The organism is Streptomyces pactum, from assembly GCF_016031615.1.
Taxonomy (GTDB): Bacteria; Actinomycetota; Actinomycetes; order Streptomycetales; family Streptomycetaceae; genus Streptomyces; species Streptomyces pactus.
Genome location: NZ_JACYXC010000001.1, coordinates 6489872 through 6516863, shown reverse-complemented (window position 1 = coordinate 6516863; position 26992 = coordinate 6489872). Strand labels below are relative to the sequence as shown.

Genomic DNA, 26992 nt, shown 5'->3' with positions numbered 1-26992 from the left:
TCAGTCCTCGGGCAGTTCCACCGGGGCGATGTCGTCGTAGACGTCGCCCGGGCCGGGGTTGCCGGGGTCGGTGGCCCCGCCGAGCTGGTGCATCACGCCCCACACCGCGTTGAGGGCGGTCTGCACGGCGCCCTCCGCCCAGCCCGCGGTCCAGGAGATGTCGTCGCCGGCGAGGAAGATGCCGCGCTTGTCCTCCGGCAGCCGGTCCTGCATAAAGTGGGTGAACAGCCGCCGCTGGTACCGGTAGTGGCCGGGCAGGTTGGCCTTGAACGCGCCCATGAAGTAGGGCTCGTTCTCCCAGGAGACGGTGACCGGGTTGCCGATGATGTGCTTGCGGATGTCCACCTTCGGATAGATCTCCGAGAGCGACTTGAGCATGACCTCCATCCGCTCCTGCGCGGACAGCGGCAGCCACTTGAGGCTGTCGTCGCACCAGGTGTACGACAGGCAGATCACGGCGGGCCGGTCCGGACCGTCGTCCAGCAGGTAGGTGCCGCGCGTCATCCGGTCGGTGAGGGTCATCGACATCACGTCGCGACCGGTCTCCTCGTCCTTGTCCAGCCAGAACGGCCGGTCCACCGGGACGAACAGCTTGGACGACTCCATGTAGTGGGTGCGCTCGATCGCCGTCCAGTGGTCGATCGGGAAGAGCGAGTCGTCGCACTCGATCTTCGACAGCAGCATCCAGGACTGGGCGGTGAAGATGGCCGCCCGGTAGGTGCGGATGTCGCCGGAGGCGTCGGTGACGGTGATCCGGTTGCCCGCGGTGCGGTGCAGCCGGGTGACCGCGGGCCGCGGCTCGCCGCCGTGCAGCTTCGCCAGCGAGGTGCCGTGCTCCCAGTGCACGATCTTGCCCGGCTCGCGCTCCCACAGTCGCAGCGGCAGCTGCTGGCTGCCGCCGACGATGCCGCGGTGGTGGTCGTCGGCCTCGGTGTAGACGACGCGGAGGATCTCCAGGATGGAGTTGGGGAAGTCGGTGTCCCAGCCGCCGGTACCGAAGCCCACCTGGCCGAAGATCTCCCGGTGACGGAAGGACCGGAAGGCCTCGGAGTCGCACAGGAAGCCGTAGAAGGTCTGGTTGTCCAGCTTCTCCACGAGCTTCGCCCAGATCTCCCGGATGCGCGGCACGTCGCGCTCGCGGATGGCGCGGTTCATGTCGGAGAAGTCCGCGCCCTCCTCCAGACAGGCGTTCCAGGCGTCGGCGACCTGGCGGTAGACCTCGGGCAGGTCGTCGATGGTCTCCGCGTAGTGCGTCTCGCCCTTGAGGTCGACGACGGTGGACGGGGTGTCGGGCGCCAGCGGGTTGGGGAACGGCCGGGTCTCCAGGCCCACCAGGTCGATGTAGTACTGGAGCGCGGTGGAGCTGGGCGGGAACCGCATCGCGCCCATCTCGGCGGTGAGCGCGTCGTCGCAGCCCTCGAAGCCGACGGTGCGCAGCCGGCCGCCGATCCGGTCGGCCTCGTAGACCACCGGCTTCAGGCCCATCTTCATCAGCTCGTACGCGGCGACGATACCGGACAGGCCGCCGCCGATGACGGCCACCTCGGTGCCGTGCTCGGTGGCCGGGACCTGGCCGAGCCCGGCCGGGTGGGCCAGGTAGTCGTCGTAGGCGTACGGGAAGTCCGGGCCGAACATGGTGATCGGCGGCAGGACCGGCTCCTGCTTCCGGTCCTGCTCGTCGTGGGCGGCGGGGGGCACCGTGGACGTCATCGGGTACGGACTCCTTGCGGGGTGGAACCGGGCCGGGCCGTGGGGCCCGGCGGTGGTACGGGAGGTGTCGGCGGTCTCGCGGGGCCCCGGCGGGGCGCCGGGGCGGGCGGGGGAAGCGCGTCCGTCAGGTGAGGGCGGTGTACAGGCCGGGGCGGCGGTCGTGCAGATACGGGTTCCGCTCCCGGGAGTCGCCCAGCAGCCGGGGATCGACCTCGCCGAACAGCAGCTCCTCGCCGCGGCCGGCCCGGGCCCGGGTGGCGCCGTCGGGGCTCGCCAGGCAGCTGAGCCCGACGAACTCGAACTCCTCCTCCGGGCCGGTGCGGTTGACGTAGGCGATGTACAGCTGGTTCTCGAAGGCCCGGACCGGCACCAGGGACTCGGCCACGAACTGGAACGGGTGCATCTGGGCGGTGGGCACCAGCAGCAGATCGGTACCGGCCAGGGCGTGGGCCCGGACGTTCTCCGGGAACTCCACGTCGTAGCAGATCATGACGCCCAGCCGGACACCGTCCAGTTCGGCCTGGACGACCGGGCTGTCGCCGGGGGTGAACCAGGTGCGCTCGAACTCCCCGAACAGATGGGTCTTGCGGTAGTTGGCGATCCGGCCGCCGTCCGGGCCGATCACCTGGGCGGCGTTGTACACCGCGTCGCCGTCCCGCTCCGGGTAGCCGTACACCACGGCCACCCCGTGCTCGGCGGCGAGCGCGGCCACCGCCCGGGCGGAGGGCCCGTCGGCGGCCTCGGCGAGCCGGTGCACGCCGTCACCGATGGCGTACCCGGTGAGGAACAGCTCGGAGGTGACCAGCAGCCGCGCCCCGGCGGCGGCCGCGGCGGCCACGGCCTCGCCGAGCACGGCGAGATTGGCGGCGGTGTCACCGGGGTGGCCGGAGCTCTGGAGCAGGGCGGTACGCAGCGGCGGCATGGCAGACCTCGGAAGAGACCGTCGGGGGACGCTTCGAAGGTACGGTCCGGCGTGATTTCCGGACAAGCCATGACCATTGCGGACCAGCCGTCGATTCATTTCGCGGAATGACGCCGGGGCGGCGATTCATTGCGCACCATGCCCGCGGAGTGACCCCGGCCACACGGGCCCGGCCCCGGGGCGGGGCCGGGGTGAGGGGTGCGGTGCCGCGCCCCGCGCGGGCGGGGAGCACCCGTTCTACCCGACCAGCGCACGCACGATGGCGGGACCACCCCCGCGTGCGCGGGGAGCACGGGCGGCTCCGGTTCCGGCTTGGGCAAGGGCCGGGACCACCCCCGCGTGCGCGGGGAGCACAGGACGCGACCTGCGACTTTATCCCGCCTGCCCCCCGATTTTCACCACTTCCGCCGACTCCGGCATACCAGCTGAACCAGGCATGAAAGAACAAAACCACCATGAAACGCGCCGGGCCCGCCATCTGCGGGCCCGTGGATTCCGCGCCTACGAGACACCGGGCGGGCACGACCACCGCACCGGCATCACTCATCACACCGGCATCACAGCCGCACCGCAGCGGCTCGCCACCGGCCCGCCGTCAGGGCGCCGCGCGCGGTGGGCGGCGCTCCGAGCCCCGGTGCCGCGAGGGCCCGAGGCCCGACGTCCCTCCTCGCCGCTCGTTCGCCGGCGGCGGCCCGCCGCCTACCGCGTGGGGCCGCCCCTGCCGTAGTCGTCCATCCCGGGCTCGCCGGGGCCGCGCTTGCCGTAGTCCGGGCCGTACTCGCCGGCGGTTCCCCGGCCGCGGCGGCGGCCGACGTCGCCGCTGGTCCCGCGGGTGTCGAGGCGGCCCTCGTCGGTCTCGATCTCGATGCGCTCCCGGCGCACGTCACCGCCGACGACCTCCTCGGTGGTCCGCTCCTCGACCCGCAGCCGCACCCTTTCCTTGGGGACGACCTCGGTGCGCAGCACCGCCCGTTCGCGGTGGAGGACCACTTCCTCCTCGGTCTCGCCGATCTTGTGGCCGCCGGTGACGGTGCCCCGGTTGGCCTCGGTGATCGGTTCGCGCTCGATCAGCAGTTCCTCGTGGCGCAGCGGGACGGTCCGCTCGACGTGCTCGGTGTCGACGTAGCGGTGGAGCCGGGCCCGGCCGGCCTCGGTCTGTTCGACGCCGACGTGCAGTTCCTCCTCGTAGCGGGTCACCGCCCGCTCGGCCTCCAGGTCTTCCCTGCCGCGCTGGCGCCCCTCGGTGGGCCGGCCGACGCGGGTGCCGGTCACGTCGGTCTCGGCGGCGGCCGCGGCCTCGTCCGCGGTCATCGCCGGCCGGGTGCCGGTGTCCACGCCCTTGCCGGTGCCCTCGGTGCCCCGGGTGCCCATCGCCGCGCCGGGGTAGGGCTCGCCCATCCGGGAGCGGTCGCCCGCGGCGCCGGCGGTTCCGGTGCCCGTTCCAGCGGTGCCCTGCCCGGCCCGGCGGCCGGTTTCGCCCCACTCCATGCCGTAGTGGCGGTACAGCTTCCGTTCCTCATCGACCGACAGGTGACCACCGGAGTCCACATCCACGTGCGGCGCGTCCTTCACCTTGCTCTTGCTGAAGGGCACTTCGAGGTGGTCCTGGACCAGTCGGGCGTCCTGGACCGGCACGAAGCTCTCACTCATGCCGAAGAGTCCGGTGCGTACGGTGACCCAGTCAGGCTTCCCGGTGACGTCGTCGAGGAAGACGTGCTTCGCATCCCCGATCTTGGTGCCCTCGGTGTCGTAGACCGGATGATCGAGCACCGCCGGGATCTGCTCCTTCGTGATCACTTCGTCCTCCTTCGGTCGGTTGCCTCCACCGGCCGGGTAACCCCGCATCCCCCAACAAAACGGGATGAAAAACATGGAGTGGAGCGGCGAAGGGATCGCGGTTCCGGAGCGGTTATCCGGGGGCGCCGGAGGAGAACCGGCGCAGCAGCGGCGAGAGCACCAGCACCGACTTGGTGCGCTCCACGAAGGGCTCGCCCGCGATCCGCTCCAGCACCCGCTCGAAGTGGCGCATGTCGGAGGCGAACACCTGGACCACGGCGTCCGCGTCACCGGTCACCGTGGACGCGGACACCACCTCCGGGTAGCGCGACAGGCCGCGCCGGATGTCCTCCGGCGAGGTGTTGTGGCGGCAGTACAGCTCGACGATGCCCTCGGTCTGCCAGCCCAGCGCGGCCGGGTCCACCCGCACGGTGAAGCCGGTGATGGCGCCCTCGGCGCGCAGCCGGTCCACCCGGCGCTTGACCGCCGGGGCGGACAGGCCCACCTCCGCCCCGATGTCCGCGTAGCTGCGCCGGGCATCCTCGGCGAGGGCGTGCACGATGCGTTCGTCGAGTTCGTTCAGTCGCACGTCGGAGGGGTCACTTCTCTGCTGGGGCGGGTTCTGCGGTGGCCAGGCGGGAGCGCCGCAGGCCGTATCCGAAGTACAGCACAAGGCCGGCCGCCATCCACATGCCGAAGACGATCCAGGTGACCGGCTCCAGCCCCTTCATCATCCACACGCACAGCACGAAGCCGATGACCGGGAAGAGCGGGGACAGCGGCACCCGGAAGGTGCGCGGCATCTCCGGCCGGGTGCGGCGCAGCACGATCACCGCGACGTTGACCAGCGCGAAGGCGAAGAGGGTGCCGATGCTGGTGGCCTCGGCGAGCCGGCCCAGCGGCACCGCGGCGGCCAGTCCGCCGCAGAACAGCGAGACGATCACGGTGTTGGCGCGCGGTGCGCCGGTGCGCGGGTGGACGCGGGAGAACACCGGGGGCACCAGTCCGTCGCGGGACATCGCGAAGAGGATGCGGGTCTGGCCGTACAGGACGGTCAGCACCACCGAGGCGATGGCGACCACCGCGCCGGCGGCGAGCAGCACCGCCCAGAAGCTGTGTCCGGTGACCGACTCCATGATCCCGGCGAGGGCGGCCTCGCTGCCGTCGAACCGCCGCCACGGCAGTGCCCCCACCGCGACGGCCGCGACCAGGCAGTACAGCGCGGTGACGATGAACAGCGAGAGCATGATGGCGCGCGGCAGGTCGCGCTGCGGGTTCTTGGCCTCCTCGCCCGCGGTGGAGGCGGCGTCGAAGCCGATGTACGAGAAGAACAGGGTGGCCCCGGCGGCACTGACGCCCGCCATGCCCAGCGGCATGAAGGGGGTGTAGTTGCCGGCGCGGATGCCGGTGAAGGCGACGGCGCAGAAGAGCAGCAGCGCGGCGATCTTGACGCCCACCATGACCGTGTTGGCCCGGGCGCTCTCCTTGGCACCGCCGAGCAGGAACGCCATGGCGAGCAGCACCACCAGCAGCGCCGGCAGGTTGAAGACACCGCCGTCCTCGCCCGGCGGCGCGGCGAGCGCGGTGGGGATGGTGACCCCGATGGTGCCGTCGAGCAGTTCGTTGAGGTACTGCCCCCAGCCGACCGCCACGGCGGCCACCGACACCCCGTACTCCAGGATCAGGCACCAGCCGCACACCCAGGCGACCACCTCGCCCAGGGTGGCGTACGCGTAGGAGTAGGAGGAGCCGGAGACCGGGATGGTGCCGGCCAGCTCGGCGTAGGACAGCGCGGAGAACAGGGCGGTCAGCCCGGCGATCACGAAGGAGAGCACCACGGCCGGACCCGCCTCGGGCACCGCCTCGCCCAGCACCACGAAGATGCCGGTGCCCAGGGTCGCGCCGATGCTGATCATGGTGAGCTGCCACATGCCCAGGCTGCGGCGGAGGGTCCCGCCGGCGCCCTGGCCGCTCTCGGCGATCAGCCGCTCCACCGGCTTGCGCCGCATCAGCCGGGCGCCGAGCGATGCCCGGCCCGCGCCCGGGCCGTCACCGCCGGCCCCCACGGGGTGGTCCAACAACACGTTCAGGGGCTCCTTCGTCGCTGCCGGTCGGCAGTCCTTCGGCGGCGGCGCCCACGGCGGACCACCCGGAAGCGGCGGGAGAACACGCCGCACCGGTGACCGCCGAGCCGACGGTCCTCCGCCACTCCACGTACAGCGCACGACCCTACGAGCCGAGCCGCCACGCCCGTAATGCATCATTGTTGCGCATACCTGTACGAACATTGCGCACCGGGGTGGCATCCGGAGAATCGTTGCGGTCCGCTCACCTGCGCGAATCGGCACGTTATTTCACCCGATTGCTTCGAAACGCCACCATTTTGGCCGTCGTTGGTGTGACGTGACGACGAAAAGAGGCAAGCGGCCCGAGGACCGCCACCACCCCATCGGAAGCGGCGTCACCGGGCGCCGTACGGCGACGGAACCGGCGCGTGAATCATGACCTACCCCCCACATGGACATGCCGGACACGGGTCGTACCCCTCCGGCCCGGGGCCCGGGCCGGACGAGCGGCTGGACTTCACCACCGGTTACGACCTGCACAGCCTGCCCCTGCCGGACCCGGAGACCCTGGAGGGCCGCTGGGACCTGGAGGGCGACCTGGCCCGGCTGCTGCAGAGCTCCGCCGAGGAGCCGTCCGGCCCGGCCGACCCGTTGCGCCGGCCCGACCCGTTGCGGGGTGACCCGCTGCTGGCGGACCCGCTGCGCGACGATCCGCACGTCGACGACCTGCCGTACACCGGGGAGACGCTCCGCCCCGAGGCGCGGGTCGCCCAGCACGCCGCGGTGCGCGGCCGGGGGCGCCGCCGCCGGGTCCGCTTCCGCATGCCGACCATGCCCTGGCTGCAGCTGGCGAGTCTGGTCTTCGCCGCGGTCACCGCCCTCATCGTCGCCATGCTGAGCGTGCTCAGCGGGATGGTCTCCTACGGGCCGCTGCGCTTCCTGGCCGCTCCCACCACCTCCGGGTCGCTCGCCGACTGGTGGCCGCTGCTGGTCTACGGGCCGTGGCTGGTCGCCTCGCTGTCGGTGCTCCGCGCCGCGCTGCACCACCGCGGCGCGGCGCACTCCTGGATGGTGGTGGTGCTCTTCTCCGCCATCGCGGTGCTGCTGTGCGTGGCGCACGCGCCCAAGACGCTGGCGGGGATCGCGGTGGCCGGGCTGCCGCCGGTGGCGGCGCTGATCTCCTTCCACCAGCTGGTGCGGCAGATCACCCTCAACGACCCGCCGCGCCACGCGCTGCCCCGTCAGCGCGGGACCCAGCCCCGCGGCTGACCGCGCGCCGCGCCCGGCACGCCGACGGCTCCCGTCCCCGCCGTCGCGGGGAACGGGAGCCGTCGCGCGACCGCGCCGGGATCCCCCGGCCGGCGGCTCAGGTCCAGCTGGCGTGCAGCGGCTTGCCCTCGGCGTAGCCGGCCGCGCTCTGCACCCCGACCACGGCCCGCTCGTGGAACTCCTCCAGCGACCCGGCCCCGGCGTAGGTGCAGGAGCTGCGCACCCCGGCGATGATCGAGTCGATCAGGTCCTCCACGCCCGGCCGGGCCGGGTCCAGGAACATCCGCGAGGTGGAGATGCCCTCCTCGAACAGCGCCTTGCGGGCCCGGTCGTACGCGGACTCCTCGGACGTGCGGTTGCGCACCGCCCGCGCCGAGGCCATGCCGAAGCTCTCCTTGTACGGCCGCCCGTCGGCGGTGTGCTGCATGTCCCCGGGCGACTCGTGGGTGCCCGCGAACCAGGAGCCGATCATCACGTTGGAGGCGCCGGCGGCCAGCGCCATGGCCACGTCGCGGGGGTGCCGGACGCCGCCGTCCGCCCAGACGTGCTTGCCCAGCCGGCGGGCCTCGGCGGCGCACTCCAGCACCGCGGAGAACTGCGGCCGGCCCACCCCGGTCATCATCCGGGTGGTGCACATGGCGCCGGGGCCCACGCCCACCTTGACGATGTCGGCACCGGCCTCGACCAGGTCGCGCACGCCCTCGGCGGCGACCACGTTGCCGGCGACCACCGGCACCTGCGGATCGAGGGCGCGCACCGCCTTCAGCGCGCTGATCATGGACTCCTGGTGACCGTGCGCGGTGTCCACCACCAGGGTGTCCACGCCCGCCTCCAGCAGCGCCTTGGCCCGCCCTGCGACGTCCCCGTTGATGCCCACCGCGGCGGCGATCCGCAGCCGGCCGGCCGCGTCCACGGCCGGGGTGTACAGGGTGGCGCGGAGCGCGCCCTTGCGGGTGAGGATGCCCGCCAGCCGGCCGTCGGCGTCCACCGCGGGGGCGAGCCTGCGGTGGGCGGCGTCCAGCCTGCCGAACGCCTCCCTCGGGTCGATGTCCGCGTCGAGGAGCAGCAGCTCGGTGGACATGACCTCGGAGAGCTGGGTGAAGCGGTCCACGCCGGTCAGGTCGGACTCGGTGACCACGCCCACCGGCCGGCCGTCGGTGACCACCACTCCGGCGCCGTGCGCCCGCTTGGGCAGCAGCGCCAGCGCGTCCCCCACGGTCGAGGTGGGGGCGAGCACGATCGGGGTGTCCAGCACCAGGTGGCGCTGCTTGACCCAGCTGACGACGTCGGCGACCACGTCGAGCGGGATGTCCTGCGGGATGACCACCAGGCCGCCGCGGCGGGCGACCGTCTCGGCCATCCGGCGGCCGGCGATGGCGGTCATGTTGGCCACGACCAGCGGGATGGTGGTGCCCGTCCCGTCCGGGGTGGACAGGTCCACACCCTGCCGGGAACCGACGGCCGAGCGGCTCGGCACCATGAAGACGTCGTCGTACGTGAGGTCGTACGACGGCCTGGAGTCGTTCAGAAAACGCATGCTAACTCTCTCACCTGCGGTGTTGCCGGGTAAGCGGGCGGGAAGTCAGCTCAGATGCGGAAGATCGGATCCGGCTGCGAATCCTGGACCAATCATCCACGATTCGGGCCCGGACCGGTCATCCGGCGGCGATTTCCATGGCTTCATCCGAATCGCGGCGGCCGGTCCCTGTAGGTTCCGCCGAACGGTGCGGGGCGGCCGGCGGCGGGCCGGTACGGCGGGCGGTACGGGGCGGGCCCGGAGACGGGCGGCCGGCGGGGGCCGCCACCACGGGCAGCCGGTGCGGCGGGCCGGGACCACGGGCATGCGGCGGGACGGTGCGGCGGGCCGACGCCACGGGTACGGCGAGACGTGCGATGGGCCGGGACCACGGGCGTACGCCGGGACGGCGCGGTGGCGGACCGGCACCGGTCCACGGGGCGTGCGGGGCTGGCCGCAGCGGTGGCGGGCCGGAGGACCGCCGCGCGCCTGCCCTGTGCCCGCACGCCGCGGCACCCCCGGCGTTCCCGAGGCGGCCGGCCGTCACCGGCGCGCCGGCCGGGGCCGGCTCAGACGCCGTCCGGGTCCGCCCGGTCCAGCGCCGGCCGCGGCCCCGGCCCGGTCTCCCGCAGCAGGTGGTCCGCCGCGGCGGTGTCCGTCACCAGACTGGTGACCAGCCCGGACCGGAGCACCGCGCCGATCGCGGCGGCCTTGCGCCGGCCGCCGGCGATGGCGACGACCTCCGGGATGCGCCGCAGCCGGTCGGCCTCCACGGTGATGCACCGCTCCCCCAGGTCCCGGCCGATGCGGCGGCCCTCGCTGTCGAAGAGGTGCGCCGACATCTCGGCGGCGGCACCGAGCGACGCGTAGTGCGCGCGCTCCTCCTCGCTGAGCATGTCGTAGACGGTGGAGATGCCCGCCTCCCAGGAGCCGATGGACACCGCGGCCACCGTGACCTTGTCGAAGTACTCGAAGGCGCGGGCGATCCCGGTCTGTCCGCGCAGCGCCGCCGCGGTGGCCGGATCGGGCAGCAGCATCGGCGCGTAGATGGGGTGCGCCTCCCCGCCGGAGACCTGGGCGGCCCGGCGGACCGCCTCGACCGAGCCGCGCTCCGCGGTGCCCGCGTCGTAGACGCCGGTCAGCTGGACCACCGTGCACGGCGGCAGCCGGTGCAGGGCGGCCGCCATGTGGATGGTGGAGCGGCCCCACGCCAGGCCCAGCACATCGCCCTCGGTGACCAGCTCGCCCAGCAGGTCCGCGGCCACCTCCCCCAGGTTCTCCGGGTCCGGGGCGTCGGCCTCGGCGTCCGCCGGCGCCTCCACCACCACGGCGTGCCGCAGGCCGTACCGGGCGCGCAGCGCGTCGGAGCGCTCCGCGTCCAGTTCGGCCGGCACCCGGATCTCGATGCGCACCAGGTCACGCTCCAGCGCCGTCTCCAGCACCCGCGCGACCTTGAACCGGCTGACGCCGAACTCCTCGGCGATCTGGATCTTGGACTTCCCCTCCAGGTAGAAACGGCGCGCCATGGCTGCCGCCTGCACCAGTTCGGCGGGTCCCATCCGCGTGGCTGAACGGCCGCCCGTCGACACCGCGGTCTCCTCACTGTTCACACTCAGGATTCACCGTCATCCTGTCAGAAACGGTGGCCCCGGTCCGTCGTTCGTCCTTGTGTTCACCAACCGGTGACTCAGTGTCCGCACGCCCAGGACGCGGCCGCCGTGGCCTGCTCCGCCTGCTCCCGGAGCGCGCGCACCGCCTCGGCCGGGTCCTGTGCGCCGTACACCGCCGAACCGGCGACGAACACGTCGGCACCCGCCTCAGCACAGCGCTCGATGGTCGAGGCGGAAACCCCGCCGTCCACTTGGAGCCACATCTCCAGGCCGTGCTTGGAGATCAGCTCCCGGGTGCGCCGGATCTTCGGCAGCATGATGTCGAGAAACGCCTGACCGCCGAAACCGGGCTCGACCGTCATCACCAGCAGCATGTCCAGCTCCGGCAGCAGGTCCTCGTACGGCTCGATCGGGGTGGCCGGCTTGAGCGCCATGGCCGCCCTGGCCCCCTTCCCCCGGATCTCCCGCGCCAGACGCACCGGGGCGGCGGCGGCCTCCGCGTGGAAGGTGACCGAACCGGCCCCCGCCTCCACGTACTGCGGCGCCCAGCGGTCCGGGTCCTCGATCATCAGGTGCAGGTCCAGCGGGGTGGTGGTGGCGCGGCTGAGCGACTCGACGACCGGCACGCCGAGCGTCAGGTTCGGGACGAAGTGGTTGTCCATCACGTCGACGTGCAGCCAGTCCGCGCCACGGACCGCTGCCGCCTCCTCCGCCAGGCGGGAGAAGTCCGCGGAGAGGATACTGGGGTTGATCTGTACGGCCATGGCGCCAAGGGTGCCACGGCCGCGGGCCGCCCGTGGCGGCGGGAGGGCCGTCCCGGTCCCCCGGCGCGTACCCGGCCCGCCCCCGGCCCGGCGGGCGCGGGTCCGCGGCCGTGGGCACGCCCGCCCACCGGGGCGGATCCGTCCACCGTGGGCACGCGACGCCGCGCCGAAGGCCGCCGTCGGCCCACCGGCACGAGGGGTGTCGATGGCGGCAGGAGCGCACCGGGAACCCGATGAACGGCACCGTACGGCCCGGGCGCCCCACCGCCCGGGCCGGCTGGTCTGCGGGCGCCGCACCAAGTGGCTCACCGTACTGCTGTGGCTGGTGGCCCTGGCCGCCCTGGCCCCGGCGGCGCAGCGGCTCTCCGACGTCCAGGACAACGACGCCCTGTCCTGGCTGCCGGACAGCGCGGAGTCCACCCGGGTGCTGAAGGTCGCCGAGGGCTTCCGGGACGAGTCCGTCACGGCCGTGGTGATCTACGCCAGGGAAGGCGGGCTGACCGCGGCCGACCGCGAACGCATCGCCGGGGCGGCGGACGAGCTGCGCACGCTGCGCGACCACGGGGTCCAGGGCGCCCGGACCCGCGGCCCGGTGTTCGACCGGCCCGCCGAGCCGCGCGCCGCGCAGATCGCCGTCCCGATCACCATGGACGAGCGGGGCTGGGAACGGATCGCCCCCGCCGTGGACTCCCTGCGCGAGATCACCGGCCGCGGCTCCGGCGGGCTGGCCGTGCACATCACCGGCCCCGGCGGCACGGCGGCCGACTTCGCCGAGGTGTACGCGGGCATCGACTCCACCTTGCTGCTTGCCGCGCTCGCCGTGGTGGTCGTGGCGCTGCTGGTCACCTACCGCAGCCCCGTCCTGCTGCTGGTGCCGGTGCTCGCCGCGGTCGCCGCGCTGCTGACCTCCCAGGCCCTGGTGTACCTGCTGGCCCGGCACGCCGGGCTCACCGTGAACGGGCAGAGCGCCGGCATCCTCACCGTGCTGGTGTTCGGTGCCGGGACCGACTACGCGCTGCTGCTGGTGGCCCGCTACCGGGAGGAGCTGCGCCGCCACCGCGACCGCCACGAGGCGATGGCGCGCGCCCTGCGCCGGGCCGGTCCGGCGATCGTCGCCAGCGGCGGCACGGTGGGCATCAGCATGCTGGTGCTGCTGGTCGCGGAGATGAACTCCACCAGCGGCCTGGGACCGGTCTGCGCCGTCGGGGTGGCCGTCGCCGTGCTGGCGATGCTCACCCTGCTCCCCGCCCTGCTGGTGATCGCCGGCCGGTGGGTCTTCTGGCCGGTGGTGCCGCATTACGGGTCGCCGGAGCCGACCGAACGGGGGGTGTGGGCCCGGGCAGGGCGGCGGATCGAGCGGCGGCCGCGCACCGTCTGGGGGGTGACGGCGGTGGTCCTGGCCGCGCTGTCCCTGGGCATCACCGCGCTGCGTGCCGAGGGGATCGACAACGCCGACGCGTTCACCCGGACCCAGGACTCCGTCACCGGGCAGGAGCTGTCGGCCCGCTACTTCCCCGCCGGCAGCGGCAGCCCGCTGGTGGTGGTGGCGGAGGCGGACCGGGCCGGGGAGGTGCGGCGGGCCGTCGAGCGCGCCGGCGGCGTGGTGCCCGCATCGGTGGGCCGGCCGCCCGGGGTGGCGCCGGAGCGGGACGGCCGGGTGCTGCTGGAGGCGACGCCGACCGATCCGGCGGACAGCGCCGCCGCCGAGGAGACCGTGGAGCGGGTACGGGCGGCGGTGCACGCCGTCCCCGGCGCCCGGGCGCTGGTCGGGGGCACCACCGCCGCGACGCTCGACGCCGAGAACGCCTCGGCCCGGGACAACCGGGTGGTCATCCCGCTGGTGCTGCTGGTGGTCCTGGGCGTGCTGATGCTGCTGTTGCGCGCGGTCCTGGCTCCGCTGCTGCTGATCGCCACGGTGGTGCTGTCCTTCGCCGCGGCCCTGGGCATCAGCGCGCTCGCCTTCCGGCACGTGTTCGACTACGCCGGGGAGGACACCGCCTTCCCGCTCTTCACCTTCGTCTTCCTGGTGGCCCTGGGCATCGACTACAACATCTTCCTCACCACCCGGGTGCGCGAGGAGTCCGTCCGCCGGGGCACCCGGCAGGGGACGCTCACCGCGCTGGCCGCCACCGGAGCCGTGATCACCTCCGCGGGGCTGGTGCTGGCCGGTACCTTCGCCGCCCTGGGCACCCTCCCCGTCACCGGGTTCGCGGAGATCGGCTTCGCCGTCGCCGCGGGCGTCCTGCTGGACACCTTCGTGGTCCGGTCGGTGCTGGTCACGGCGGTTTTCCTGGACCTGGGGCCGCGCGTGTGGTGGCCGCACCCGCTGGCCCGGACCGACGGCGGCCGGCGGGCGGGGACGGCCGGGCCGCGGCGGCCGGATACGCCTCGGGACTGATCGGCATCTCGTTCCCCGGGGTGACGCGGCGGACGGGCCGTGACCGGCAGACTTCCGGGCATGCGAGCGGTCCGGCCCGAGGAGGAGCCCTTGACGACGTCAGCCACCGGCCACCCCGAGGTCCTGCCGCCGGCCCGCTGGGCGGTGTGGGCGGCCTGGGCCGCGCCGCTGGGGGTCCTGCCGTCGTCCGTCTGGCGCGTCGCGGCCGGCTTCGGCAACGGCCACACCACGACGGAGAGCGTCTACATGCTCTTCCTGAGCATCGCGATGGTGGGGACCGCGTTCCTCACCGTCGGCCTGGTGAGCCGCTGGGGCGAGGTCTATCCGCGCTGGATGCCCCGGGTGGCCGGCCGGCCCGTCCCGGCCCGCACCGTGACGCGGATCGCCCGGATCGGCGGCTGGCTGCTGGTGGTCATCATCCTGTACGGCGTGCTCAACAACATCTTCGGGTTCGTCGAGGAGGGCGCCCGCCTGATCGACCAGGACAAGGAGTTCGAGCAGCCCCCGGCCTGGGTGGCGTGGCTGTACCTGCCGGCCGCGCCCTGGGGCTTCCTGGTGCTCGCCGTCGCCGGGGACTACGCCCGCCGGATGGCCGGCCGGGCCCCCGCCGCGAAGGCCCGGCCCCGCTCCGGCGCGCCGACCGGGGTCTGACGCCGCTCCGCCCCGGACCCGTCCCGGCCTTTCGGACCCGTCCCCGGGCCGGGGACGGGCCGGGTCCCTCCCCGGCCGGGAGACCGACCGGGCAACCGGTGACCCGCGGATCACCTCACTCCTACCGGAGGCGGGGAGTCCGCCGCTCCACCGGTCGGACGAGGAGGTCACCGGATGACGGGTACGACGGGCACGGCCGGCGTCAGGCAGCAGCTCGCGGTCTGGGCGGTCGTCGGTCTGCTGGTCACCGGACTGGCCGCGACCGGCTCGCTGCTCCTCGGCCGCGGCGGTCCCGACCGGACGCCCCGGTGGATCAAGGACGGGACCGCCGACCTGGACCTCTCCGTGACCGGGCGCCCGATCCCGGAGAGTCTCGCGCTGGTCGAGAAGGTGGTGCTGCGCCTCCGGCGGGGGGACGCGGACGGCCTCGCCGCGCTCGCCGCGTCCCCGGACGGGGAGGCCGGCCAGGTCGCCGGGGAGTGGGTCCACGGCTGGGGCCGGGCCGCCGCGGGACCGGCGACCGCCCACTTCGACCCGGGCGTCACGGACCGCTGGACCGTCGAACTCCGCTTCGCCGGGCGTCCGGAACCCCTGCCCCTGGAGCTCCGCCGGAAGGGTGACGGCGACCAGCTCGGCCTCATCATGACCACCGGCTGATACGCACCGGCCCGGGCCCGCCCCGGCCGCTGTCACGCCGCGCCGGGTCACCCCCGGCTCCGGACGCGCTGCGGCACGGGACGCGGTGCACCGGAACGTGGTGCCGTGCAGGCGCCGGACCGGCGGCGGGGAAACCCGGCGGAGGGCGGGGCACCGCGCGGAAGGCGCCCACGGGGCCCGCACCGGCAGCCGGGTCCGGCGGACGGCCACCGGCGATCTCCCGCCGGCCCGGCGCCCCGTCCCGGGCGGCGACACCGCGCCCCGGGCCGGGCCGTCCACCGCCGGTCCAGCCGCGTCCGATCGCCGGGCCGGAACATCGCTGTCGCCGGGCCCGGCGGCCACCGTCCGTACGGCGGGCGGCGCCGGCCGCCGTGTCCCGGGCCCGGGCGCGCGGCGGACGGAGGGCCGTGGACCGCCCGGCGACCGGTCCCCCCGTGAGGGGGGAGCAGGAGCAGGAGTGCCCGGCGCGCGGCCCTGACCACCGCCACCGTTCCGGCAAGCCTGATCACCCTCGCCGTCCCGGCGTCGGCGAACGCCACGACGGCCGCCGGCCCCGCGGTGCCGGTCACCGCCGCGGAGCTCGTGGCGCCCCCCGACCCGGCGTCCTGCGGCTTCGACAACCGGGTCACCCCGCCGACGATCCGTGAGGGCGCGGCCGGGGACACGGTGCGCGAGGCGCAGAGCCTGCTCCAGGCGTGGGGGCTTCTCCGTGGGGCCCCGAACGGGGCGTACGGTGTCTTTCGGTCCGCTCACCACCCGCGCCACCCAGGACTTCCGGCGCAGCCGCGGCCTGACCGCCGACGGCATCATCGGCCCCGCCACGTGGAACCGGCTGCGCAACGGGCAGCCGACGCGATCGGCCGTGCCCCCGGGCCGTCCCGGACCACCGGAGGAACCGGGGACCTCCGGCGGTGCGGGCAGACAGGTCTCAGCCGGTACGGCGCAGCAGGGCCAGGTACATGGCGTCGGTGCCGTGCAGGTGCGGCCAGAGCTGTACGTCCGGCCCGTCGCCGAGGTCGGGAACGCCCGGCATCAGCGGCCGGGCGTCGATCCACTCGGCGGCCACCGGGCGGCCACCGCGTCCCTTGAGCACGTCCTCGACCACCGCCCGGGTCTCCGCCGGGTGGGGCGAGCAGGTGGCGTATCCGACCACGCCGCCGACCCGGGCCGCGCCGAGCGCCTCGCGCAGCAGTTCCCGCTGGAGCGGTGCGAAGCCCTCCAGGTCCTCCGGGCGGCGGCGCCAGCGCGCCTCGGGACGGCGGCGCAGCGCGCCCAGGCCGCTGCACGGGACGTCCACCAGCACCCGGTCGAAGGTGCCGGGCTGCCAGGCCGGCCGGGTGCTGTCCGCGGTGATCACCTGCCAGGGGCCGGGGTTGCCCTCCAGCACCCGGGCCACCAGCCGGGCCCGGTGCGGCTGCCTCTCCGCGGCGAGCAGCGCCGCGCCGCGCTCGGCGGCGAGTGCGGCGAGCAGCGCCGCCTTCCCGCCGGGGCCGGCGCAGCCGTCCAGCCAGCGGGTGTCGGGGCCCTCCAGCGGGGCGGCGGCGAGGGCGAGCGCCACCAGCTGGCTGCCCTCGTCCTGCACCCCGGCGCGGCCCTCGCGGACCGCGTCCAGCGCTCCCGGTTCGCCCCCCTCGGCCAGCCGGACGGCGTACGGCGACCAGCGGCCCGCCACTCCGCCGGTGCCGAGGGTATCGAGCAGCTCGGTGGTGGTGGCCCGGCCCGGGCGCGCCACCAGCGTCACCGCGGGCCGCTCGTTGTCGGCCTCCAGCAGGTCCTCGATCCCGGCCCGGCCGCCGCCCAGGGCGTCCCACAGGGCGGAGACGATCCAGCGCGGGTGCGAGTGCACCACGGCCAGGTGGTCCTCGGGGTCCTCGTCGTACGCCGGGGCCACCCGTGCCAGCCAGCCGTCGAGGTCGTCCGCGGCGATCCGGCGCAGCACCGCGTTGACGAACTTCGCCCGCCCGTCGCCCAGCACCACCCGGGCCAGTTCGACGGTGGCGCTCACCGCGGCGTGGGCGGGGATGCGGGTGCCGAGCAGCTGGTGCGCGCCCAGGCTCAGCACGTCCAGCACCGGCGGGTCGACCTCGCGCAGCGGCCGGTCCACGCAGGCGGCGATGATCGCGTCATAGGTGCCCTGCCGGCGGAGCGTGCCGTACACCAGCTCGGTGGCGAGCGCCGCGTCCCGGGCGTCGAAGTCGCCCCGCTCCCGTGCCTCCCGCAGCAGCGGCGGCAGCACCAGGTTGGCGTAGGCGTCCCGCTCGTCCACGGCCCGCAGCGCCTCGAACGCCAGGACGCGGACGGGGTCCTTCCTGGGCCTGCGGTAGGGCTTGCCGGGACGGCGGTGGGGTTGCTGACTCACGTGAAAGGTGCTCCGGATCGTCAAGGGCGTACCCGCTCAGCCTACGACGCGGCCGGCCCCGGCCGTCGGCGACCGCCCTCCCGGGCCGCCGGGGGCCCGCCACGGGTGCGTGCCGGCGTCACGCCGAACCCCGCGCGGCCCGCCGGGCTCCGTGGGAGTCCGTCCGTTACGCCGCGGAGCGCCTGCTGCACGGCTCGCCCGCCCCGGGACGGCCGGGGCACCGCGGACCGGTGCGCACGGTGCGACGGCGGTGGGCGGCCCGGGGCGTGTGCCGGCGCCACCGCGTCGGCGCGCACGGTCCCGTACGGGCGGCCGCGGGCCCGGCGGACGCGGTGCGGGCATCCGCCGGGCCGGACGGGTACCGGACGCCGTGCGGGCGGTCACCGGCCCGGGCGCCGGCGCCGGGCGGCCACCGGACCGGGCCGGGCGGGCCGGCGGCCCCGGGCGCCGCGAGCCGGCCGCCGGGCCGGGCATCGTCGGGCGGACGGGGACCGTCGGGCGGGCCGGGTGGGGGCGGTCAGGCGGAGCCGACCCGCTCCCCCGCCGCGATCCGCACCCCGCGGGCCCAGTCCGCCGCCCGCATCGGCTTCTTGCCCTGCGGCTGCACCCACTGCAGCTCCACCGCGTGGCTGCCGGTCCCCACGCAGACCGCGTTCTTGGTGGCGGCCAGCTCCCCGGGGCCCAGGTCGGTCCGGTCGGTGACCAGCGCCACCGACATGACCTTGAGCCGCTCGCCGCGGAACACCGTCCAGGCACCGGGGGCCGGGGCGCAGCCGCGGACCAGCCGGTCGACCCGCAGTGCCGGGGTCGTCCAGTCGATCCGCGCGTCCTCGACCCCGATCTTCGGGGCCAGCGAGACGCCCTCGGCGGGCTGCGGGACGGCGCGCAGGGTGCCGTCCTCGATCCCGTCCATGGTGGCGGCGAGCAGCCCCGCGCCGGCGAACGCCAGCCGGGTGAGGAGGTCCCCGCTGGTGTCGGTGGGCCGGATCCGTTCGGTCAGCACGCCGTACACCGGGCCGGAGTCCAGTCCCTCCTCGATGAGGAAGGTGGAGGCGCCGGTCACCTCGTCGCCGGCGAGCACCGCGTGCTGCACCGGGGCCGCTCCCCGCCAGGCGGGGAGCAGCGAGAAGTGCAGGTTCACCCAGCCGTGCGCCGGGATCTCCAGCGCGGATTTGGGCAGCAGCGCGCCGTAGGCGACGACCGGGCAGCAGTCCGGGGCGATCTCGCGCAGCCGCTGCTGGAAGTCCGGGTCGCGCGGCCGGGCGGGCTTGAGGATCTCGATGCCCGCCTCCGCCGCGCGCTCCGCGACCGGGCTGGCCACCAGCCGCCGGCCGCGTCCGGCCGGCGCGTCCGGCCGGGTGATGACCGCGGCCACCTCGTGCCGGTCCGAGGCCAGCAGGGCGTCCAGGGCGGGAACGGCGACCTCGGGGGTACCGGCGAAGACGAGCCTCATGGGTGGCGTACTACCTCTCACGCGCAGCGGGACGACGCATCAGTCTAGGGGGCGTCCGGCCCGGCGCCCGGTTTCCGGGGGGCGTACGAGCTGCTGGGCGCACGCCCCCGCACCGTGACCAAGAGGACCGCTACCGCGTTGGTCAAACGAGATTGACCAACGCGGGCCGCTGCAGCGGCCCGATCGCTTTCCCGTCCCTTGCAACGCCGGTTCGAGAGGCTTGTTCATGGCCGACCACGCAACTCACGACGCCCAGGCACGGGCCAGCCTGCACCTCCTGGTCCGGGACATCGAGCGGGTCCGACGGCAGGTGGACGCGCTCCGAACGCTCACCGCCCAGCTCGGCAACGTCTACCGCCCGCGCCGCACCGGCCCCTCCACGGGCTTCGTCGTCTACGGGCGGGCCCCCGCGCCGACCGTGCGGCTCGCTCAGGAGCTGCGGGACAGCGTCGAGACGCTGGTGACGGCCGCGGTCGACTTCGACCGTTCGCTCGGCTTCTCCTGGGACGCGGTGGGTTCGGCGCTGGGCGTCACCAAGCAGGCGGTGCACCGCCGGTACGGCGCCCGCCGGGCCACCCCGCCGAGCACCGGGGAGGTGCCCGCCGAGCCGGCCGCCGGACGGTCGGGCACCGCGACCGCCGCGTTGCCGGTGGTGCCGACGGTGCCCGCCGCCCGGACGGTGCCGACGGTGCCCGGGCAGGGTGGTTCCACGGCGCTGCGCGAGGAGGCCCGCCACGGCGCCCTCCCCGGCCCCCGCAACGGCTGAACCCGGCGGGCCCGGCACCGCACCACCACGCGCCCGGTGCCGGCCGGGGCCCGGTGGGTCGGCCACCCGGTCCGGGCCGCCTCCTGCCCACGTACCCCGGCCGCGTGGGCACCGCCGTCCGGACGGTCCCGGCCTGCACGGCCGCCTCCTGCGCGTCTAGGTACGAGCGGCCCGCCCACCGCCGGCCGGCCCGCGGACCGGCAGCCGGGCGGACACGGCCGGCCGGGCCGTACCGCACCGGCCGTGGACCCCGCGCCGGCCGCCCAGCGAGGCGGCTCCCCCGGCCCCCGGCCCGCCGCGCGCCGCCGCCCGGCCGCCCCCAGGCACACCCGGACCTCGTCTCCCGCCGGCCGCCCGGCGCCGTCCGCGGTCTCCCGTCGGCGGCCGGGCCCGCGACCGCCCCGGGCGACGGGCACCGCCGCACCGCCACGGGGAGAACCCCACCGTGCGGCGGCGCACCGCGCGAGCGCGGCCCGCCGCCGGTCAGCCGATGTCGGGCGGGTCGATCCGGACCCGTACCGGCGTGCCCTCCCGCTTGACCAGCCGGGCCGCCTGAGCGCTCTTCAGCGCCGCCGCCAGCGCGGCGCCGCCGCCGGGCCGCACCCGCAGCAGCGCCCGCTCCCAGGGCTCGGCTCCCGTGGCCGGTGCGGCCGCCGGGGTCCGCCGGGCGGCCCGGGCCGGGGCGCCCGCGGCCGGCGGGGGCCCCGGCCGGCGGCCCCGGCCCGCCTCCTGGGCCGGCACCGGGACGGGGCCCAGGACCTCCGTCCCCGGCGGCAGCTCCACCGTCGTCAGCAGGCTTCGGACGTCCTTCGCCGGTCCGGTCACCGACGCCATCCGGGAGACCGGCGGGAAGCCCAGCTGGGCGCGTTCGGCCAGCTCGCGGGCGGCGTGCCCGCCCGGGTCCCAGCGCACCAGGGCCTGCACCGGCCGGAGGGTGGGTTCGGCGACGACGACCACGGTGCCGCCGTCACCCTGGCCGCGCACCAGCGACGCCGCGTCCAGCCAGCGCCGCAGCGCCTCCTCGCCGGCCCGCAGGTCCGGCCGGCCGAGCAGCGCCCAGCCGTCGAGGAGCACCGCGGCCGCGTACCCGCCGTCGGCGAGCGGTTCCGCGCCGGGGGTGGAGACCACCAGCGCCGGCTCGGCCGGGACGGTGTCCAGCACGTGGTCCCGGCCGGAGGTGCGCACCGGTACGCCGGGGAAGGCACGGCCCAGTTCCTCCGCGGTGCGCCGGGCGCCCACCACGCTGGCCCGCAGCCGGTCACCGCCGCACTCGGTGCAGTGCCACCGCTCCTCGGCCCGGCCGCACCAGGCGCAGGCCAGCGAGTCGGCGTCGGGTGCCTGCAGCGGCCCGGCGCAGCGGGAGCAGCGGGCCGGTTCCCGGCAGCGCTCGCAGGCGAGCCGGGGTACGTACCCGCGCCGGGGCACCTGGACCAGGACCGGACCGCGGCCCAGGCCCTCGCGCAGCGTCTGCCAGGCGACGGACGGCAGCCGGGCCGCGCGGGCGGCCGGGTCGCGCGCCTGGTCGGAGTCGGTCACCGTACGGATCCGGGGCGCGGCGGCGCGTACCTGGTCGCGGGGGGCCTCCAGGGGCAGCGCCCAGCCGTTTCGCAGCAGCTGCGCGGCCTCCACGGTGCGGCTGAGGTCACCGGCGAGGAACCCGGCCCGCTCCTGGACCGCCCGGAGCAGCAGGACGTCGCGGGCGTGCGGCTGGGGGGCGTTGGTGTCGCTGTGGCTGCTGTCGCCGTCGTCCCAGATCGCCACCAGGCCCAGGTCGCGGACCGGGGCGAACATCGCGGCCCGGGTGCCCACCACGGCGCGCACCGAGCCCCGGCTGACCGAGAGCCACCGCCGGTACCGCTCCCGGGGCCCGGCCTCCGCCGCCAGCAGGGTGTGCCGGCCCGGGCCGAGCAGGTCGGTGAGCGCGGCGTCCACCCGGGCGGCGGACCGTCCGTCGGGCAGGACGGCCAGCGCGCCGCGGCCGGAGGCGAGGGTGGCGGCCATCGCGGTGGCCAGTTCGTGCGGCCAGTGCGGACCGGGCAGCGCCGTCCACACCGCGCGGCGGGGGCAGCGGCGGGGGTGACGGCTCGGCCTCGGCGCCGGCGTTGCGCGGCGGGACGGCGAGCTGGAGCACGTCGGCGAGCGATCCGGCGTACCGGTCGGCGACCGCCCGGCACAGGCCCAGCAGTCCGGGGGTGAGCACCGGCTCGGGCGAGAGGACCTGGGCGATGGCGGCGAGCGGCCCCCGGTAGTCGGAGGTCGCGACGCGTTCGACGATGTAGCCGTCGAGCAGGCCGCCGCCCTCCCGGCGCCCGGCGCGCACCTGTCCGGCGCCGGCGCCGAAGCGGACCCGCACCCGCACCCCGGGGCGCGCTCGGTCGTCCAGCTCGGCCGGGACGGCGTAGTCCCAGAGCTGGTCGAGGTGGACCGGGCCCTTGTCCACCAGCACCCGGGCCACCGGCAGGGACGCGGCGAGCGGTGCGCCGCGCCAGGTCCGGGGTCTGGCCTTCGGGGGCTTGGCGCGGCGCACCGTCTCCCGGATCTCGATCGCGAGCTGCTCCACGTCGGACCGCGACCGGTCCGGGTCGGCGTGCTGCTCGTTCTCGCTGCTCACAGCTTCAGTCCTACCAGAGGCCACCGACAGCCGCCCCGGGCGGGCACCGGACCGCCGGGCACCGGACCGGGCGGCCGCACCGCCGGGCAGCGGCCCCGGGCGGACCGGCCTTCCACCGGCCCGGCGGCAGCCGGAGACGGCCGTGGCCGGCGGACCTCCAGGGCCCGCCGGCCACGGCCGGTGATCGCGTGCCGGCCCGGGGCCGGTGCGGGTGGGTGCCGGTGCCTACAGGCCGGCAGCCGCGCGCAGCGCCTCCACCCGGTCGGTGCGCTCCCAGGTGAAGTCCGGCAGCTCACGGCCGAAGTGGCCGTAGGCGGCGGTCTGCGCGTAGATGGGGCGGAGCAGGTCCAGGTCGCGGATGATCGCGGCCGGGCGCAGGTCGAAGACCTCGGTGATGGCCTGCTCGATCTTCTCGGCGTCGACCGTGGCGGTGCCGAAAGTCTCCACGAACAGGCCCACCGGCTCGGCCTTGCCGATCGCGTAGGCCACCTGCACCTCGCAGCGGGAGGCGAGGCCGGCCGCGACGACGTTCTTGGCGACCCAGCGCATCGCGTAGGCGGCCGAGCGGTCCACCTTGGACGGGTCCTTGCCGGAGAAGGCGCCGCCGCCGTGGCGGGACATGCCGCCGTAGGTGTCGATGATGATCTTGCGGCCGGTGAGGCCGGCGTCGCCCATGGGGCCGCCGATCTCGAAGCGGCCGGTGGGGTTCACCAGCAGCCGGTAACCCTCGGTGTCCAGCTTGATGCCGTCGTCCACCAGCTCCTTGAGCACGTGCTCGACCACGAACTCGCGGATGTCGGGCGCCAGCAGCGACTCCAGGTCGATGTCGGAGGCGTGCTGCGAGGAGACGACGACGGTGTCCAGCCGGACCGCCTTGTTGCCGTCGTACTCGATGGTGACCTGGGTCTTGCCGTCCGGGCGCAGGTAGGGGATGGTCCCGTTCTTGCGCACCTCGGACAGGCGGCGGGAGAGCCGGTGCGCCAGGTTGATCGGGAGCGGCATCAGCTCGGGCGTCTCGTCACAGGCGTACCCGAACATCAGGCCCTGGTCACCCGCGCCCTGCCGGTCGAGCTCGTCCTCGTCGCCCTCGACGCGGGTCTCGTAGGCCGTGTCGACGCCCTGGGCGATGTCCGGGGACTGCGCGCCGATGGAGACCGAGACACCGCAGGAGGCCCCGTCGAAGCCCTTCTTCGAGGAGTCGTAGCCGATCTCCAGGATCTTGTTGCGCACCAGCGTGGCGATCGGAGCGTACGCCTTGGTCGTGACCTCCCCGGCCACGTGCACCAATCCGGTGGTGATCAGCGTCTCGACGGCGACGCGCGAGGAGGGGTCCTCGGCCAGGAGCGCGTCGAGAATGGTGTCGCTGATCTGGTCAGCGATCTTGTCGGGGTGACCTTCGGTCACGGACTCCGAGGTGAACAGGCGGCGGGACACATCGCTCCCTGGGGTTGCAGCGGCTGCTGGCTGATCATTGGCGGAACCTGCCGGGAGCTGCGCCCGGCTCGATTCCTGGGCCAGTTTATCCGGCGTTTCCGCCGGTCGGGCATCCTGTCTCGCAGAACGGGCGTGCCGTGACCATGACCATACCCACCTGGCGGTGGGATCAGCCCCGGCACCTGGCACAGGACGGTACCGGACCGGAGGCCCCCCGTGGTCGGAAACGGGGAGACTCTGACATGTACGGGACTACAAACCGCCAGGTGCCGGACTGCAGGACCGGCCGGATCTCAGCCGAGCCGCGGTACCACCAGGTCCCAGACGGTCTCCGCCAGCGCCTCCTTGGGGCCGTACGGGACGGGGGTCTCGGCGCCGTCCGCGGCGAGCACCACGGCCTCGTTCTCCTCCGAGCCGAACGTCTTGCGCTCCCCCACCTCGTTGACGACCAGCAGGTCGCAGCCCTTGCGGGCGAGCTTGGCCCGCCCGTTGGCCAGTACGTCATCGGTCTCGGCGGCGAACCCGACGACCACCTGGCCGGGGCGGGCGCGCTCGGCCGAGATCTCGGCGAGGATGTCCGGATTGCGAACCAGCGCGATCGGCTCGGGCTCCTGCCCGTCCCGCTTCTTGATCTTGCCGGGGGCGTAGACGGCGGGGCGGAAGTCGGCCACCGCGGCGGCCATCACCACGGCGTCGGCGTCCGCGGCGGCCTTCAGCACCGCCTCGCGCAGCTGCACCGCGGTACCGACCCGCACCACGTCGGCGCCGGCCGGGTCGGGCAGGTCGCTGTTGGCCGAGATCAGGGTCACCCGGGCGCCCCGGGCCACGGCGGCGCGGGCCAGCGCGTACCCCTGCTTGCCGGAGGAACGGTTGCCCAGATAGCGGACGGGGTCCAGCGGCTCGCGGGTCCCGCCGGCGCTGACCACCACATGACGGCCGGCGAGGTCGGCGGTGGTGGCCGCGGCGCCCCGGGCCAGCACCCGGCGGCACACCTCGAAGATCTCGGCCGGATTTGGCAGCCGCCCCTTGCCGGTGTCCACCCCGGTGAGCCGGCCGACCGCGGGTTCCAGGACGACCGCGCCGCGGCGGCGGAGGGTGGCGACGTTCTCCCGGGTCGCGGGGTGCTCCCACATCTCGGTGTGCATGGCGGGGGCGAACACCACCGGGCAGCGGGCGGTGAGCAGGGTGTTGGTGAGCAGGTCGTCGGCGAGCCCGTGGGCGGCCTTGGCCAGCAGGTCGGCGGTGGCCGGGGCGACCACCACCAGGTCCGCCGACTGGCCGATCCGCACGTGCGGCACCTGGTGCACGTCCTCCCACACCTCGGTGTCCGCCGGGTTGCCGGAGAGCGCCGCCCAGGTCGCCTCGCCCACGAAGTGCAGCGCCGACGCGGTGGGCACCACCCGGACGTCGTGGCCGGACTCGGTGAGTCGGCGCAGCAGCTCGCACGCCTTGTACGCGGCGATCCCGCCGCTCACCCCCAGGACGACCCTCGGCTTGTCCATGGCTCGGCTCGCTCTCCCACACGATCGTGTGAACCGGGTGCCGGGCACCCGGTTCACTGGCACAACACCTGACACACCACGGGCCCGGCAGCGATCCCCGGCGCGATGCCGGGGTGCCCCCTGCCGGGCCCGTGGTGGAAGAACTCGTGACGCTTGGCGTCCGCGGTGGCTACTGGGCCGGGCTCTCGACGGCCTCGGAGGTCAGCAGACCCGCGTTGATCTCGCGCAGCGCGATGGAGAGCGGCTTCTCGTGGACGTGCGTGTCGACGAGCGGACCGACGTACTCCAGCAGGCCCTCGCCGAGCTGCGAGTAGTACGCGTTGATCTGGCGCGCCCGCTTGGCGGCGTAGATCACGAGGCTGTACTTCGAGTCCGTGGCTTCGAGCAGCTCGTCGATCGGCGGGTTGATGATGCCCTCGGGCGCGGTGATGGAAGAGGACACTCTCTGCCTTCCGATGGGTGAAAAGAATTTTCCGAGCGGGCTGTGGCCGGGATTGCCCCAGCTCAGCACAGCAAGGCTAGCAGCTCGCGGGCGACGTCCTCGACCGAGGTGTTGACCAGGGTGGTGTCGAACTCCTTCTCGGCGGCCAGTTCGACCCTGGCCGCCGCCAGCCGGCGCTCGATGACCTCCGGGGACTCGGTGCCCCGGCCGGTGAGCCGGCGGACCAGCTCCTCCCAGCTCGGCGGGGCCAGGAAGACCAGCTGGGCGTCCGGCATGGACTCGCGGACCAGCCGGGCGCCCTGCAGGTCGATCTCCAGCAGCACCGGCTCACCCGCTTCCAGGCGGTCCTCGACCGCCCTGCGCGGGGTGCCGTACCGGTTCCCCGCGAACTCGGCCCACTCCAGCAGCTCACCGTTGGCGATCAGCTTGTCGAACTCGTCGTCGGAGACGAAGAAGTACTGGACGCCCTCCCGCTCGCCGGGACGCGGCTTGCGGGTGGTGGCCGAGACCGAGAGCCAGACCTCGGGGTGCGCCTTGCGCAGATGCGCGACGACCGTGCTCTTGCCGACCCCGGAGGGGCCCGAGAGCACGGTCAGCCGCGGACGTCTGGCCACAGGGACCGGGGACTCCTCCCGCCGGGCGAGAGGGCTGACCGTTCCCGGGGAGACCGTATTACTCATGCAGCGATTATCCAGGTTCCGGAGAGTGCCTGGAAACGTCAGGCGGCGCCGCCGCCGAACTCCCGCTCCAGCGACGCGATCTGGTTGGAGCCCAGACCGCGCACCCGGCGGCTCTCGGAGATCCCGAGCCGCTCCATGATCTGCTTGGCGCGCACCTTGCCCACGCCCGGGAGGGATTCGAGCAGGGCGCTCACCTTCATCTTGCCGATGACATCGTTCTCCTGTCCCTGCTTGATGACCTCGTGCAGGGAGGCGCCGGAGTGCTTGAGTCGATTCTTGACCTCGGCGCGCTCCCGGCGAGCCGCGGCGGCCTTTTCGAGCGCGGCTGCGCGCTGTTCAGGGGTAAGGGGCGGAAGAGCCACGCCTACGTCACCTCGGATGTCGAACTGTCGGATACGGACCGGTG

The 26992-nt window shown here is 74.8% G+C and carries 20 protein-coding genes and 2 pseudogenes; 6 read left to right on the top strand and 16 right to left on the bottom strand.

The genetic code is table 11. From position 1 onward, the window contains the following. The 5 genes from IHE55_RS25785 to IHE55_RS25765 form a co-directional block, all read right to left on the bottom strand. A complete protein-coding gene (locus tag IHE55_RS25785; protein ID WP_197991212.1) occupies window positions 1–1710 on the bottom strand; it encodes a flavin monoamine oxidase family protein in 1710 nt (569 codons plus the stop codon). Between the two features lie 124 nt (window positions 1711–1834). Next, window positions 1835–2632, bottom strand: coding sequence for a carbon-nitrogen hydrolase family protein (locus IHE55_RS25780; protein WP_197991211.1), 798 nt, complete (start codon window positions 2630–2632; stop codon window positions 1835–1837). Between the two features lie 699 nt (window positions 2633–3331). After that, on the bottom strand, window positions 3332–4429 hold the full coding sequence (locus IHE55_RS25775; RefSeq protein ID WP_197991210.1) for a DUF2382 domain-containing protein: 1098 nt from the start codon (window positions 4427–4429) through the stop codon (window positions 3332–3334). A 112-nt stretch (window positions 4430–4541) separates the two neighbouring features. After that, window positions 4542–4997, bottom strand: coding sequence for an Lrp/AsnC family transcriptional regulator (locus IHE55_RS25770; protein ID WP_197991209.1), 456 nt, complete (start codon window positions 4995–4997; stop codon window positions 4542–4544). Between the two features lie 10 nt (window positions 4998–5007). Beyond that, window positions 5008–6489 (bottom strand): amino acid permease, encoded by a 1482-nt coding sequence (locus IHE55_RS25765; protein ID WP_372442782.1) that lies wholly within the window; start codon window positions 6487–6489, stop codon window positions 5008–5010. A 420-nt stretch (window positions 6490–6909) separates the two neighbouring features. Between IHE55_RS25765 and IHE55_RS25760 the strand changes: the two genes are divergently transcribed. Next, the gene (locus IHE55_RS25760) at window positions 6910–7743 is read left to right on the top strand and encodes a DUF2637 domain-containing protein (protein WP_197991208.1); all 834 of its coding nucleotides are present in this window, start codon (window positions 6910–6912) and stop codon (window positions 7741–7743) included. A 97-nt stretch (window positions 7744–7840) separates the two neighbouring features. On the opposite strand, the gene IHE55_RS25755 is transcribed toward IHE55_RS25760, so the two are convergent. The 3 genes from IHE55_RS25755 to rpe form a co-directional block, all read right to left on the bottom strand. Beyond that, window positions 7841–9280, bottom strand: a complete 1440-nt coding sequence (locus tag IHE55_RS25755) for a GuaB1 family IMP dehydrogenase-related protein (protein WP_197991207.1) — start codon at window positions 9278–9280, stop codon at window positions 7841–7843. Window positions 9281–9828: 548 nt separating this feature from the next. Continuing rightward, window positions 9829–10818: a sugar-binding transcriptional regulator gene (locus IHE55_RS25750; RefSeq protein WP_197991206.1), complete on the bottom strand. Its 990-nt coding sequence runs from the start codon at window positions 10816–10818 to the stop codon at window positions 9829–9831. A 128-nt stretch (window positions 10819–10946) separates the two neighbouring features. After that, window positions 10947–11633 (bottom strand): ribulose-phosphate 3-epimerase, encoded by a 687-nt coding sequence (gene rpe, locus IHE55_RS25745; protein ID WP_197991205.1) that lies wholly within the window; start codon window positions 11631–11633, stop codon window positions 10947–10949. Between the two features lie 205 nt (window positions 11634–11838). Between rpe and IHE55_RS25740 the strand changes: the two genes are divergently transcribed. From IHE55_RS25740 to IHE55_RS33250, 4 genes and pseudogenes are all read left to right on the top strand, one after another. Further along, window positions 11839–14031 carry an MMPL family transporter gene (locus IHE55_RS25740; RefSeq protein WP_197991204.1) on the top strand — a complete coding sequence of 731 codons (2193 nt, stop codon included), beginning with the start codon at window positions 11839–11841 and terminating at the stop codon, window positions 14029–14031. A gap of 90 nt (window positions 14032–14121) precedes the next feature. Beyond that, window positions 14122–14682 (top strand): hypothetical protein, encoded by a 561-nt coding sequence (locus tag IHE55_RS25735; RefSeq protein ID WP_197991203.1) that lies wholly within the window; start codon window positions 14122–14124, stop codon window positions 14680–14682. Between the two features lie 174 nt (window positions 14683–14856). Beyond that, window positions 14857–15339, top strand: coding sequence for a hypothetical protein (locus IHE55_RS25730; RefSeq protein ID WP_197991202.1), 483 nt, complete (start codon window positions 14857–14859; stop codon window positions 15337–15339). Between the two features lie 643 nt (window positions 15340–15982). After that, a pseudogene (locus IHE55_RS33250) lies at window positions 15983–16162 on the top strand (peptidoglycan-binding domain-containing protein); the annotation flags it as partial. A gap of 105 nt (window positions 16163–16267) precedes the next feature. Here IHE55_RS33250 and IHE55_RS25720 read toward each other — a convergent pair. Both IHE55_RS25720 and fmt read right to left on the bottom strand, forming a co-directional pair. Then, on the bottom strand, window positions 16268–17698 hold the full coding sequence (locus IHE55_RS25720) for an RsmB/NOP family class I SAM-dependent RNA methyltransferase (protein ID WP_197991201.1): 1431 nt from the start codon (window positions 17696–17698) through the stop codon (window positions 16268–16270). A gap of 517 nt (window positions 17699–18215) precedes the next feature. After that, on the bottom strand, window positions 18216–19151 hold the full coding sequence (fmt, locus tag IHE55_RS25715) for a methionyl-tRNA formyltransferase (protein ID WP_197991200.1): 936 nt from the start codon (window positions 19149–19151) through the stop codon (window positions 18216–18218). 226 nt (window positions 19152–19377) lie between these two features. Here fmt and IHE55_RS25710 point away from each other — a divergent pair, with 226 nt between their 5' ends. After that, window positions 19378–19917: a hypothetical protein gene (locus IHE55_RS25710; protein WP_197991199.1), complete on the top strand. Its 540-nt coding sequence runs from the start codon at window positions 19378–19380 to the stop codon at window positions 19915–19917. Between the two features lie 483 nt (window positions 19918–20400). Here the strand turns inward: IHE55_RS25710 and IHE55_RS25705 are convergent. The 6 genes and pseudogenes from IHE55_RS25705 to IHE55_RS25680 form a co-directional block, all read right to left on the bottom strand. Continuing rightward, window positions 20401–22528 (bottom strand): annotated as a pseudogene (locus tag IHE55_RS25705) (primosomal protein N'). Between the two features lie 225 nt (window positions 22529–22753). After that, window positions 22754–23962, bottom strand: coding sequence for a methionine adenosyltransferase (metK, locus tag IHE55_RS25700; RefSeq protein ID WP_197991198.1), 1209 nt, complete (start codon window positions 23960–23962; stop codon window positions 22754–22756). A gap of 293 nt (window positions 23963–24255) precedes the next feature. Beyond that, the gene (gene coaBC, locus IHE55_RS25695) at window positions 24256–25464 is read right to left on the bottom strand and encodes a bifunctional phosphopantothenoylcysteine decarboxylase/phosphopantothenate--cysteine ligase CoaBC (protein ID WP_197991197.1); all 1209 of its coding nucleotides are present in this window, start codon (window positions 25462–25464) and stop codon (window positions 24256–24258) included. Window positions 25465–25633: 169 nt separating this feature from the next. Further along, complete coding sequence (gene rpoZ / locus IHE55_RS25690) at window positions 25634–25906, bottom strand: DNA-directed RNA polymerase subunit omega (protein WP_197991196.1); 273 nt, start codon at window positions 25904–25906, stop codon at window positions 25634–25636. 62 nt (window positions 25907–25968) lie between these two features. Beyond that, window positions 25969–26586 (bottom strand): guanylate kinase, encoded by a 618-nt coding sequence (gmk, locus tag IHE55_RS25685; protein ID WP_197991195.1) that lies wholly within the window; start codon window positions 26584–26586, stop codon window positions 25969–25971. A gap of 38 nt (window positions 26587–26624) precedes the next feature. Then, the gene (locus IHE55_RS25680) at window positions 26625–26948 is read right to left on the bottom strand and encodes an integration host factor (RefSeq protein ID WP_005319887.1); all 324 of its coding nucleotides are present in this window, start codon (window positions 26946–26948) and stop codon (window positions 26625–26627) included. Window positions 26949–26992 lie beyond the last annotated feature (44 nt).